Genomic DNA, 12,353 nt, shown 5'->3' with positions numbered 1-12,353 from the left:
AAAAGTAACATAATTACACAGCAATACAAAAATATGATTAACCAACATCCCTCTTTAACGCAAAACATACATCCAAAAATAGAACAAAATACTTTAAAGATAACCACTTGATGGCGGCAAGGCTGTTTGTGGTAAATTGCTTATTTAATCACCCGCATGTAAAATACTTCTACAAACGTAACAAACTTACACAATTTCCCTTCACTCAATCAGATACCATCATGATCAATAATACTCGAACCAGCATGCTATCCATGCTGCCGTCTTTGCTGTCCAGTGTGCTACTGATAGTGATCGGCATCTTTGCTTATCGTGCATTTTTCCAACTCAATGACGCCAGCGAACGTCTGGTGAACAACAATAGCCTGACCGAAACTTTCGCCGGGATCCGCGAGGAGTTCTATCAACTGCGATTGGCTTCCTTAGTGCACAACTCTCAAGGAGTACGCATGCATCAGGATAAGGTGCATGATCTGATAGCCCGCCTGAGCCAATTCGACACTGCCTTTATGAGCGATGCCGGCGCGCGAATCGCCGTTCTCAAACCCGGGATCGACAAATACGCCCGCCTCTATTTCGATGAATTAGCATTGGCTGAGCGAACCGGCACAGAGCCGGTCCTGACGCCGGTAAGGCGAGATCTGGGCCCTGAGGTAAGTGCCGAGATCAATCAACTGGTGGCGCAGATAGCCAAGCGTAACCAGGAATTAGGCGAAATGACGGTTTCCGAGGTAGATAATACCGAAGCCATTCTGCTCGGACTTATCCTGTTTGCCATAGTGACCTCCCTGCTGATGGCACTCTTAATGAGCCGCCATCTGGTGGCTATTGTCAGCCGGATCCAGCAATCTGTCGCCAAGCTGGCTGTAGGGGATCTGACCCACAAGATAGGGATCCAGGGCAAGAATGAACTCTGCACCCTCGCAGCCGATCTGGACCAGCTCAGCGACAGATTACAAGTCATGATCCGCGACATTGCCCAAGCTTCTGAACATATGGCGCAACAGGTCGGTGAGCTCAATGTGCAGTCTGAGTCCAACTCGGCCGCATTGCAGGCCCACGCCTTGGAAACCGACCAGGTCGTCACCGCAGTTGAAGAGATGAGTGCTACCGCCCAAGGGGTTGCCAACGATGCTGCTTCAGCAGCGCAGTTGACCGATAAGGCCAGAGCTCAAGGAAATGAATCCCGTCAGGCGGTCGAACAGGCTTCCAACAATGTGATGGCGCTGGTCAGCGAAGTCGACTGTGCCTCCCAGACCATAGCCGAGATGGATGAGAGCACCCGCAGAATTGCCGGCGTACTGGACGTAATAGGCGAGATTGCCGAGCAAACCAACCTGTTGGCACTGAATGCGGCCATTGAAGCGGCCCGTGCCGGTGAACAAGGGCGCGGCTTTGCCGTAGTGGCCGATGAAGTCAGGGCATTGGCAGCACGCACCCAGGCCAGCACTTCAGAGATCAACAATATGTTGGAGCAGCTGCGTCAAGGCGCCGATTCGGCGGTCAATGCCATGAATCGTACCCGCCAAAGCTGTCAGGCAACGGCCGATACCACAACACTGGTGGCCGAAAGTCTGCAAGGGCTGACCGAGCATGTGTTCGATATCAATGGCCTCAGCACTCAGATAGCTACGGCCGCCGAAGAGCAAAGTTCGGTTTCTGAAGAGATTACCCGCAACCTCAGCGTCATTCGCGAAATGGTTGAGGAGCTAAATCAGAGCGGCAAGGCGACACTCGGCAGCACAGCGGCACTGGCAGCAGCCAAAGATCAGCTCTCCAGCGTGGTCAGACAGTTTAAGCTCAACTGAATATAAGGGGTCTGCGGACCCCTTTTTGCTGCCTGATGTAAAGACACCCCTCGAAAGGTTGATTTTTCATCCGTTAATGCTAAAACATGATCTGCTTAACAAAACATCACTTCCGATACTGATAGGTATTGTTATCTTCTAGCCAGTTCACGTTTTAACTACTCCACAGGAGGTAGTCTACAAACAGCTGGCAGTACCTTGGAAATAATCTAACTGATTGTGGTATCTAAGGATTAGCAAAACTAACAGGAAGCCTTATGTCGTCAATTATCCAAACTCTCGATCGCCAACTGGTCACCCCATACCAAGCCAATATCACAGTACCCAACTGGATGCTGGGGGCTATGGAGCGGGTGATGCAGTACTATGTTGATAAGAACCTGAGGCTGGACACTATTTCTGCGGATGTAATGCCGGCACCGGTAGAGGGCAAGAAATACATGCTCTATGCCCATATCCCTTTCTGCCACACGCTTTGCTCTTACTGTACCTTCCATCGTTTCCTGTTCAAGGAAGACAAGGCCCGCGCTTATTTTGTGGCGCTGCATAAAGAGATGGATATGGTCAAGCAGTTGGGCTACGACTTCGAGTCCATGTACATAGGTGGCGGCACTACAACAGTGCTTGAAGATGAGCTGGCGCGTACTATCGAGTATGCCAAGACCCTGTTCCCTTCCATCAAGGAAGTCTCCTGTGAATCGGATCCCCAACACCTGGACAGCCCTGGCTTTAAACAGCTCAAGGGCTTGGTTGACCGCATGTCCATCGGGGTGCAGAGCTTCAATGATGACATCCTCAAGATGACAGACAGGTTGGAAAAGTTCGGTACCGGCCAGCAGACATTCGACAAGATCATGGCCGCCAAAGAGCTGTTTCCGATTATCAACGTCGATCTGATCTTCGGTTTCCGCGGTCAGACAGACGAAGTGATCCAACATGACTTGGATATGGCTTCCAGACTGGATCCACGCCAGATCACCACTTATCCCTTGATGATCACCCACCAGACCCGCAAGAGCGTCAAAGGGAAACTGGCGGCGCCTCAGGCCGATATGGCCAACCAGTACCGAATGATCCTCAATACCCTTAATGGCCAGTACAACCAGTTGTCGGCCTGGGCCTTTGGTAAGGCCAACGATGAAGGCTTTGACGAATACGTAATCGACTACGACGAATACTTGGGTGTGGGTTCAGGCTCATTCAGTTTCCTTAACGATACCCTGCATGTGAATACTTTCTCGCTGCGCAAGTATCAGGAGCGGATCGCCAGCGGCAAGATGGGTGTTGAGCAGCAAAAGCAGTACAGCAAGAAAGATGTGATGCAGTATCGTTTCCTGCTCGGGATGTTCTCTGGCCGTCTGTCGCGCAAGTATTTCCGCGATACCTTTGGCGTTAATCTGGACACGGCCCTGTTCAAAGAGATGAGCTCGATGAAGTTAATTGGCGCTATCAAGAATGATCCTAAAAATCCGGATGAGCTGATCATTACAGACAACGGCAAGATGATGGGTCTGCTGATGATGAAAGAGTTTTATTCCGGTATGGATAATGTCCGGGCGCAGCTGCGTAAACCGCTGAAGCCTTGTGATATGTAAGCTTTGGCGCAATCAATGACAAAAAATCCGCCACAGAGCGGATTTTTTTATTGTGCAATAAAGGTTCTGCCGACGGCTAGTCGCCTTGACTGCGATTAGCGGGATAACGGGGGCAGTCGTCGCTAATCTCCAACCAGGCGGGTTTGTCGGCACAGTAGATATGATATCTGGGCACCACTCTGTCTGGGTCATCCAAAGAAGCAATACTCAAGCTGATAAACTCGGGATGATCGAGACTGCGATAACTCAGGCTGGTGCCGCAGTTTGGGCAAAAGCCGCGGCGGATCTTGGCCGAGGAGGCGTATTGCCGCACGGCTTCCCCCTGCCAAGTGAGTTGCTCCAGCCTGAAGTCCATCCAACTGCCTACCACAGCCCCTGTGCTCTTGCGACATTGACCGCAGTAACAGTGGTCGGCATCAAACGGCTCCCCCTCGAGGCGATAACGTATGGCGCCGCACAGGCAGCCTCCCTGTAACTGATCCTGCTGTTTCATCGCTCAACTCCGGAATAGCTTATCGTCAGCACCTATCTGGCGCGATAGACGGGATAAGCCAGGTAAGCCTTATCATAGTAAGGGCTGCGTTCGTAAAACCAACGCAGCCTGGCCTTGGCATCGGCGGCAAATGCCGGGTCTTTGAGCGCCTGGTCAAATTCGGCCTGGAGCGCTTTGGAATTGGCCAGCATCTGTTGTGCCAGAGGTTCAACCGCATAGTCCTCAATATACTCGGTGCGGGTGAATATGGTGTTGAATAATCCCCACTGCAGCAGTGAGTCGGGCGATTGCGGCTCCAGCAGTATCATCGCCAGATCGCCGAGCGGCTGCTCAGTGCTTATCTTGACCGTGCCGACAGGCAAGGTGAGTTCAACCTTTTCCAGTTTGGCCTTGGCACTGACTCTCTGGCGGCCTTCATAGTCACTGGCGGCAAACTGGGGGTCGCTGAGGCGATATTGTTGCAACTTCAGTGTTTGAGGTTGTTCCAGGCGAGTCATGCGAATGCCGTGCAGCGATAGCTTGGCAATCGCCTCTTGCCACTGGGGCGGAATATAGTAAGCGGCCGGGCGGCTGACCCGGATATCCGCCTCTGTATTACCTATTACCGGCAGGTTGGGATACAGCTTGGACTCGCCGGTCCAACGCACCACTTGTTTGCCCGAAATGGGGCTCTGTTCCAATTGGTAGTCTATGCCTTTGAAATCCCAGCCCTGCTGCTGCTTTTGTGACTTCCAGGTCAGGGTCACCAGCCGTGGGTAGCGGTACTTGTCTTTCTCTATCGCCGCACGCAGCTTGGTCGCTTTGGCCCCCACCGTCTTGAGGGTTTGCTCCAGCATCACATAAGTGCCCAGCACCCGTTGCCGAAACGGCTTGAGGCTGTGGTTTTCAATTAATATGGTCGGCAGGTGTCTGGCATCGCCATAGCCGTTGGAATAACGGGCCGAAGCATTCCACAGTGACATGCCCTTGCTCAAGTCAGTATTGTCCAAGGCGAAGACCAGAGGTCCCGGGATATGACCTGCCTGGGTCAGCGCCTGTTCTATCGCCGGGCGATACTCCTGTTGCAGCCAGTTGTAGCCGGCGGGGCTCAGCCCCTGAGACAGGTTGTAACCAAAGGTCACATCATATTGGTAATCGATACCGTCGGTGACATGCACATCGATATACAGCTGTGGCTGCCAGTCGTTGATGGCGGTCAGCATGTGTTGCATCTCTATGCTGTCGGCCTTGGCGTAGTCACGATTGAGGTTGATGTTTTGGCTGGTGGTTCGCCAGCCCATGTTCAGTGGGCCGCGTTGATTAACCCGGTTGCTTTGGCTGGAGCGCTCGTGCGCATCGACACTGAAAATAGGTACAAACAGCAGGTTGACCTGTTCCAACAGCTCGGCCTTGTCGCCGACTATGATATCCCGCAATAACATCATGCCGGCATCTTTGCCGTCAATTTCACCCGAGTGGATCCCGGCTTGCACCAGAACATTGGGCTTATGGTTGCGTCTCAGCTGTGCCGGGGTGGCGGCACCTTCGGCGCTGGCCACTATCATCCAGATATCACGGCCCTGGGGGCTCTTGCCCAGGCTGACCTTGTTGAGCTTGTTGCTTTGGGTCATCAGCCTATCCAGCCAGGCAAAGGTCTGCTGATAGCTTGGGCTTTCAATACCGCCGGATTGTTCAAAAGGCGTGGCCCAGCCGTCGTCGGCTGCACGCATTAAGGCCTCGCTGGCACCACTCCAGGATTTGAGCGGCGGCAAAATGGCATCATTGATATAGGTGTTGGCTTGGATGGCTGGTTCGGCAAGTGCGGCGCCGGGTAACGTCGCGACAGCGAGCCAGAGCAGGGACAGCATGCGCATGAAAGGCTCCGGGGTACAGGATATTGTTATTGTTGAAGCGCTCTATCTTTAACCAATTTACTCAGCCCTGCAAGTCACCCGGAGTGACTCTCCCTTTATTTTGTGGTTATAGCAATGAAAGCAAACTGCCCCTCCCTAAATTTTGTTTCGTCAAAGTAATGTCAAAAAATGGCATTCAAGGGCAGTAATTTACATATTTGCAGTCCAGTCTGAATAAATATCTAATCTCGCTTCTTAAGTTATTTTCTGTGTTGTAATTTCTTAACTAAGAAAATTAAAAAAGAATTTTATATCTATACCAGTGATCATTAACGGCTGGACAAATAGCTTATATAGGTAAAGTAGTATTTTAATGTGACGGCCGTTTTAATTATCAATGGTGCTTTTGGCATTCACATTAATAAGGGAAAGTGCGAACAAGTCCCATGTGTGCTCTGCGTCGGCTTCCAGGCCGGTAAGAATCTCAGCAAGGTAGTGAATGGCGTGGCACGTATCTATGGCTTTGAGCTGATGCAGGTGGCCCAGGCGCTGGATCTGCAGAAGAAAGTGAATCACAGGCAGTTGTCACCCCAGAATGAGCAACTATTAAAGGCGCTGCGCAAACAGGTTGTTTACCCCGGATGTCGAGGCCTCAACGCAATTCCTGATGAAGTTCCAAGAAAACCAAGCCCCGGTAGGATTGACCTCCGGGGCTCTATGTTGAAAGAACCGGGAATAGCCTTTGCTCAATGGGTTTTCGGGCACTGAGTCAGATGCCTTGGACTCTGGCATAATGAGCCAGCGTAGTGGTGAACTGATGCGGACTGCTGCGGACTGTTGCTCGACCGTGTAACCGATACGGGAAGATGTTTAGCGCTCTTGAGCGCCATAGCTGTCGCTTTAAAGTCAAGCGTACGCTATATCCAACTTGCTGCTTGTTTTGGCATCATAGAACAATCGATGTCAAAATAACGTCAAAATAACCGACGACTTTACATAGAGTTACATTTTTGTAGCCTAGCCTATATATCTGTTTCAACTATCTTTGTTCACTTCATAGCCTGGGTTATTTTGGCTTTGATTCTTGTTCTTGAGGAGTAATCGCATGAGTACAGTATTGAACAAGACTGCACTCACAGAAGCAGAGAGCAGTTTAAGGCAAGTGCTGCAAACCGTCGGTCCTTTGATTGCCGCGCAAGGATTCCAGGGATTTTGGTTTCAAGGGCTGCCAAGCAACGCCAGGGAGTATTTGGAGCACCCGGGAAATCAAGGCCTATTCGCCCCCGTGTGGCTACGAAGGCCAATCGCGTCACTGGCGTCCTCCTGTCGGATAGCAACCCTGCAACAGTACTATCTGGAACACTATGCCCGCAGCGACAATAATTTCGCCGAGTCTTTATGCGCAAACAAAGCCTGGTGTTACCGCTGGCAAGAGGATGACCCGGTAAAAGTCCTGTTCGCCAAACATGGTTATGACACTGTTCTGAGCTTCCCCGTGCCCAGCTATGCCAACCCGACTTGGTTTGGCCGTTTTATGCTGTTGGGTTCAGGTCATCCGGATCCGCAACCTGAGCGTTTGCAACAGACCCTGATCTTGGCTCAGAGTCTATTGTTTGAACATGACAGGCAGAGATTCAATCCGTTTCTGCAAAGCCGGATCTTCAAGACCAACGCCAGAAAAGTGCTGCGAATGGCGGCAACCGGACTGCAAAATCATGAGATCTCTGATCGACTGCACATTAGTGTCCGTGGGGTTGAATACCATATGGAGTCAATGCGTAAAAAACTGGGTGCCAGCAACAGGGCAAATCTAATCCATCTGGCCCATCAATTTGAGTTGATCTGACATGTTAATACTGCTGGTCGAAGATAATCGTCTGTTGGCAAACAATATCATTCAATACCTGGCGATAAAGGGTATTGAATGTGACTATGCCGAAACCTTGGCTCAAGCCAATGAACTGCTGAGACAGCAGCATTTTGATGTGGTGGTGCTGGATCTCAACTTGCCTGACGGGGACGGTGTGCGAGCATGCCAGGGCTGGAAGGCCCAGTGTATGACCACGCCGGTGATCATGCTCACCGCCCGCAGTGGTCTGGATGACAGATTGAGCGGCTTTGATGCCGGCGCCGACGATTATCTTATTAAGCCCTTCGCCATGGAGGAGCTGGTCGCCCGCATCAAGGTAGTGGCTCAGCGCCGTCCAGCACCGCCAAAACTACAATTGGGTGAGTTGGAAATGGACTTTGGTAAACACGAGGCTTATCGCCAAGGGCAGCAGTTATCTCTAAGCCGCACCGGCTGGCAGATACTGGCTTTGCTGGCTCGCCGCAGCCCGGAAACCGTGGAGCGGGAAGAGATAGAACGTATGCTCTGGCCCGATTGTCCCCCGGACAGCGACAGCTTGCGCAGCCATTTGCATCTGTTGCGGCGGGTAGTGGATAAGCCGTTCGACAGCCAGTTAATCCACACTATTCGCGGGGTAGGACTCTGCCTGAGGAGTGACTGAAGATGATGCCCAAGTTCAGTCTCAAGCGCAGCTATCAAATTTATGGGCTTATTTTTCTAGCGGTCACTCTGGCCATCAATAGCATCATCCCCCTTTGCATGATGTGCACCGGCATGTTTTCCATGCATGAAATCACCTTGCATAACGCAGGCCAGGCAGCCGAGGCGGTATTTACCCAAGGCAGTACCGAGCTGGATACCGACAACATCAGTGTATTTGCCGACTGGCAGCGGGTACCGGATAAGATAAAAGCCATCAATGACTTTCAGCCTCCCACTGCAGAAACCGGCATCCGCTACCAGCATCTCGATGGCCCCTATATCGATGCCTTAAGTGTCCACTACACGGCTTCAGGCCAGCCGCTGTATCTATGGCTACATTATGATGCCACCCATGATCTTGTCTTTGCACCCAAGAACATGACCGCCATTTTATTGCTGATAGTGATGACCTTCGGGGTGGTGGCCAGCCTGGCGTTTCACATGCAAAAACAGGTAATCACTCCGGTGCACAAAATCAGTCAGGCGATCAAGCAACACGACTGGCAAAGCATGAATGGCTTCAGTTTTCCCAAACAAGGCTATGCCGAGCTGCAATCGATAGTGGATGCGCTCAATACTTCGTTGCAGCAATTACAAAAAGCGCAGCAGAGGGAGCTCAACTTCCTGCGCTTTGCCAGCCACGAACTGCGCACGCCTGTGGCTATCTGCCAGTCATCCTTTGAGCTGCTCACCTTGCAAAAGGGCAAGTTGACCGGGCCAGTACTGGCCGCCAGCCAAGCGACAGCGCAGATGAAATCCATCATAGAAACTCTGCTTTGGCTCACCAACAAGAGCAGCACTCAGCTGGAGAAACAACCTTTGATGCCGGCTGAATTGCTGCAACAGTTGGCCGCCGAGCAGGAACATGCTCAGGGCAAGCAGGGCATGATTCAGTTGGACTGTGACGATACCCAACTTCAGGTGCTGAAAGAGCCTCTGTCCATCATGCTCAATAATCTGCTACGCAACGCACTCGAACATGGCACAGGTGAGGTCAAGGTGGAGCAGAGAGGTAAACGTATCAGGGTCAGTAACTCGACCTTACAGGATAGTCTGGGAGGCTTTGGTCTGGGACTTATGTTGGTCAAACGGCTGGCGAAACAACTGGGCTGGCAGTTCAAGGAATATAGAACTCCACAAATGTTTATTGCCGAGATAGAAATTACAGATTAAAGGAAAATGTGAGTTAGGCTTATATTTTATTACCATTTTAAAAAGAGATGGCTTTCGCTGTCTCTTTTTTATTTATTTGACGGAATTTTCACTTAATTTATGTTCTCTTATCACCTACTTCCTTAAACCACAGAGTTTATTTTTTTAAGGATTGTAATCGACCAAGATCACAGCAGTTATTGGCAACAATTAATTATTATTTTCTCGTCTAATTCATGTGTTTAAAGTTTTCAATTACTTGGCATTTTATTTGTCTGAGGAAATATTATGAACTCAAAATGGTTGTTGAGTGGGGTGGCACTGGCTATGGCATTTTCTGCCAATGTGCAGGCCGATGTGACCAAAACCAGCCTGGATCTTGGTTATAAATTTTATACCAGTGATACCGAAGATGATAACCCTGGCGTCTTTAACCAACCCTTTCTCAAGTTAAATCATTTGGGTTTGGCCGATTGGGGCAGTTATTTCGCCAATATCAAGCTGGAGAATCCGGGGGAAGTCGCAGAAAACCAGAAGAATGAAGATGGTAAAACCACTCTAAAGGCATTGGCAATCATAGAGCACAAACTGGGTGAAAGCGGCTTTAACTTTTGGGCCCAGAACTTTATCTCTGCCAGTGAGACTCTGGTCGAAGACAACCTTTATCTGGGGGTTACGCACAACAGTAAGTTTGGCAATTTGGCACTGAACTATGGGGTTGGCTTCAACTATACCTTTGGTCATTTCTCACCAACAGATGAGAACTTCAATGACATTTCAGGTTACGCCCTGGTGCTCAACGCCAAATACCCGCTGAGTTTTGCCGGATTGAAGCACAACTTATCCGTCAACTACGAAGCGCAGATAGACAGGGACGAAGAGCACCAAAAGCTGTTTAGTTACGACAGCTATGGGCACCAGATCATTCTAGGGTGGCAGACCCACTTTACCGATGCCTTCTACGGCAAGTTGCACCTGACTCAGTACGATAGCTGGGGCGCACAGTACAACGACGGTATCGAGTATGGGTTGGCTTTCGGATACCAGTTTTAACAATGGAGCCAAGCTCCCTTTTTTAATCGACAGGAACTGAATATGCAGTTGAACAAATCCGTTTTGGGCGTGGCCGTATCCACTGCCGTGGTGATTACCGGCTGTCAGGTGACCCATGAGATCATCAAGAGTCAGGGGACTGCCCAGGGCAAGCATGGTGAGATCCAGGTTGAAACCAGCATTCAGGATGGCCGTATTGTGGCTATCGACGTGCTGAAGCAGAAAGAAAACCCTGTGTTGGCCGCCGCCGCATTCAAAGATGTAAAGCAAGCCATTATAGATAACAACTCTGTAGAAGTTGACGGGGTTTCCGGTGCAACCGTGACCTCAGATGCTCTCAAGAAAGCCGTAGCCGCCAGTATTGAAGCTGCCGGGGTGACCCTGGTAGCCGCAAGTGCCACGGCCAAGCATAATGAAGCTTTGACACCAGCCGAATACACCTATGACGTAGTCGTGATAGGTTCAGGCGGCGCCGGTTTCAGTGCCGGTCTGGAGGCCATGGAAGCCGGTGCTTCTGCCGTTATCATTGAAAAAATGCCCATCATAGGTGGTAACTCACTGATCTCCGGCGCCGAAATGAACGTAGCCGGTAGCTGGGTACAGAAAAACATGGAGATTACCGACTCCAAAGAGCTGTTTATCCAAGACACACTCAAAGGGGGCGACTTCAAGGGTGACCCTGAGATGGTCAAGGTGATGGTGGACAATGCCGTCAATGCCGCCGAATGGCTGCGTGACTATGTTAAGGTTGAGTTCTATCCCAACCAGTTGTTCCAGTTTGGTGGTCACAGCGTCAAGCGCGCCCTGATCCCCAAAGGCCACACGGGCGCCGAAGTGATCGGCAAGTTTGCCAAGAAAGCCGAAGAAGTCGGTCTGCCTATTCACACCAACACTACCGCCGACCGTCTGCTGATGGACAACAATGGCCGTGTGGTCGGTGTTGAGGCGACCAAGAACGGCAAGAAGATCACTTATCATGCCAAGCGCGGTGTTGTTGTCGCTACCGGTGGTTTCTCTGCCAACGTGGCTATGCGCAAGCAATACAACCCAGAGCTGGATGAGCGTTACGGTACAACAGGTATTTCAGGTGGTACAGGTGACGGTATTGTCATGGGTGAGAAGATCCATGCCGACACCCGTAACCTGGGCTATATCCAAACCTACCCTATCTGTAACCCAGAGACAGGAGCCATTGCCCTGATCGCCGACTCCCGTTTCTTTGGCGCGATTCTGGTCAACCAAAACGGTGAGCGCTTTGTGGAAGAGCTGGAACGTCGCGACGTGATCTCCCATGCGATTCTGGAACAACCCGGTCGTTACACCTATGTTCTGTGGAACAAGGACATTGATGATGTAGCCGGTACCATTGGTATGCACCAGGGTGAATACAAAGACTTCACCAGCCGTGGTCTGATGTATGAAGTAGACAGCATTGAAGAAGCCGCCAAGGTATTCAACATTCCGCTGGAAAACCTCAAGAAGACCATCAAGGATGTGAACCACTATGCGAAAACCGGTAAGGATGAAGCCTTCAACCACAGAGCCGGGCTGGTGGACTTGAGCAAGGGCCCATATTGGATCCTGAAAGCCACGCCATCAGTACACCACACCATGGGTGGTCTGGTAACAGATACCAAGACCCACGTGCTGAATGAACAAGGCAAGGTAATCCCAGGTCTGTTTGCCGCCGGTGAAGTGACAGGTTTGACTCACGGTACCAACCGCCTGGGTGGCAACGCCTATACTGACATCATTGTCTTTGGCCGTATCGCCGGTCAGCAGGCTGCCGCCAACTAAGCCGCCAAACAACTCATCTATCTCCCCAGAACTCAAAACGGCCCGTAAGGGCCGTTTTTTTATCGCGATTCC

10 protein-coding genes are annotated in these 12,353 nt (G+C 51.0%); 8 read left to right on the top strand and 2 right to left on the bottom strand.

What is annotated here, in order from left to right; genetic code table 11:
- Positions 1–221: 221 nt before the first annotated feature.
- Entirely contained in the window at positions 222–1,808 is a 1,587-nt protein-coding gene (locus SIL79_RS07490) for a methyl-accepting chemotaxis protein (RefSeq protein ID WP_234500985.1), read from the top strand.
- A 257-nt stretch (positions 1,809–2,065) separates the two neighbouring features.
- On the top strand, positions 2,066–3,403 hold the full coding sequence (locus tag SIL79_RS07485) for a coproporphyrinogen III oxidase family protein (protein ID WP_319619102.1): 1,338 nt from the start codon (positions 2,066–2,068) through the stop codon (positions 3,401–3,403).
- A gap of 76 nt (positions 3,404–3,479) precedes the next feature.
- Here SIL79_RS07485 and SIL79_RS07480 read toward each other — a convergent pair whose 3' ends face one another.
- Together SIL79_RS07480 and SIL79_RS07475 are read right to left on the bottom strand one after the other, a co-directional pair.
- On the bottom strand, positions 3,480–3,896 hold the full coding sequence (locus SIL79_RS07480; protein ID WP_039035152.1) for a GFA family protein: 417 nt from the start codon (positions 3,894–3,896) through the stop codon (positions 3,480–3,482).
- Positions 3,897–3,928: 32 nt separating this feature from the next.
- Positions 3,929–5,749, bottom strand: coding sequence for a M14 family metallopeptidase (locus SIL79_RS07475; protein ID WP_319619101.1), 1,821 nt, complete (start codon positions 5,747–5,749; stop codon positions 3,929–3,931).
- Between the two features lie 354 nt (positions 5,750–6,103).
- Between SIL79_RS07475 and SIL79_RS07470 the strand changes: the two genes are divergently transcribed.
- The 6 genes from SIL79_RS07470 (at position 6,104) to urdA (ending at position 12,281) form a co-directional block, all read left to right on the top strand.
- The gene (locus tag SIL79_RS07470) at positions 6,104–6,496 is read left to right on the top strand and encodes a hypothetical protein (protein ID WP_071477110.1); all 393 of its coding nucleotides are present in this window, start codon (positions 6,104–6,106) and stop codon (positions 6,494–6,496) included.
- A 337-nt stretch (positions 6,497–6,833) separates the two neighbouring features.
- Positions 6,834–7,574, top strand: coding sequence for a helix-turn-helix transcriptional regulator (locus SIL79_RS07465; RefSeq protein WP_319619100.1), 741 nt, complete (start codon positions 6,834–6,836; stop codon positions 7,572–7,574).
- Position 7,575: 1 nt separating this feature from the next.
- A complete protein-coding gene (locus tag SIL79_RS07460) occupies positions 7,576–8,238 on the top strand; it encodes a response regulator transcription factor (protein WP_144362052.1) in 663 nt (220 codons plus the stop codon).
- Between the two features lie 2 nt (positions 8,239–8,240).
- On the top strand, positions 8,241–9,452 hold the full coding sequence (locus tag SIL79_RS07455) for a sensor histidine kinase (protein ID WP_071477112.1): 1,212 nt from the start codon (positions 8,241–8,243) through the stop codon (positions 9,450–9,452).
- Between the two features lie 267 nt (positions 9,453–9,719).
- The gene (locus SIL79_RS07450) at positions 9,720–10,484 is read left to right on the top strand and encodes an outer membrane protein OmpK (protein WP_039035159.1); all 765 of its coding nucleotides are present in this window, start codon (positions 9,720–9,722) and stop codon (positions 10,482–10,484) included.
- Between the two features lie 42 nt (positions 10,485–10,526).
- Positions 10,527–12,281, top strand: coding sequence for a urocanate reductase (gene urdA, locus SIL79_RS07445; RefSeq protein WP_039035160.1), 1,755 nt, complete (start codon positions 10,527–10,529; stop codon positions 12,279–12,281).
- Positions 12,282–12,353 lie beyond the last annotated feature (72 nt).

It is taken from the genome of Shewanella indica, assembly GCF_033842865.1.
Taxonomy (GTDB): Bacteria; Pseudomonadota; Gammaproteobacteria; order Enterobacterales; family Shewanellaceae; genus Shewanella; species Shewanella indica.
The sequence above is the reverse complement of the archived record's forward strand: the minus strand, read 5'-3'. Positions and strand labels throughout refer to the sequence as shown.

Bases quoted from the DNA above. Each gene is read 5' to 3' on its own strand.
- SIL79_RS07475 (WP_319619101.1), bottom strand. From the start codon at position 5,749: ATGCGCATGCTGTCCCTGCTCTGGCTCGCTGTCGCGACGTTACCCGGC.
- SIL79_RS07450 (WP_039035159.1), top strand. From the start codon at position 9,720: ATGAACTCAAAATGGTTGTTGAGTGGGGTGGCACTGGCTATGGCATTT.
- SIL79_RS07480 (WP_039035152.1), bottom strand. From the start codon at position 3,896: ATGAAACAGCAGGATCAGTTACAGGGAGGCTGCCTGTGCGGCGCCATA.
- SIL79_RS07455 (WP_071477112.1), top strand. From the start codon at position 8,241: ATGATGCCCAAGTTCAGTCTCAAGCGCAGCTATCAAATTTATGGGCTT.
- SIL79_RS07490 (WP_234500985.1), top strand. From the start codon at position 222: ATGATCAATAATACTCGAACCAGCATGCTATCCATGCTGCCGTCTTTG.
- SIL79_RS07460 (WP_144362052.1), top strand. From the start codon at position 7,576: ATGTTAATACTGCTGGTCGAAGATAATCGTCTGTTGGCAAACAATATC.
- urdA (WP_039035160.1), top strand. From the start codon at position 10,527: ATGCAGTTGAACAAATCCGTTTTGGGCGTGGCCGTATCCACTGCCGTG.
- SIL79_RS07465 (WP_319619100.1), top strand. From the start codon at position 6,834: ATGAGTACAGTATTGAACAAGACTGCACTCACAGAAGCAGAGAGCAGT.
- SIL79_RS07485 (WP_319619102.1), top strand. From the start codon at position 2,066: ATGTCGTCAATTATCCAAACTCTCGATCGCCAACTGGTCACCCCATAC.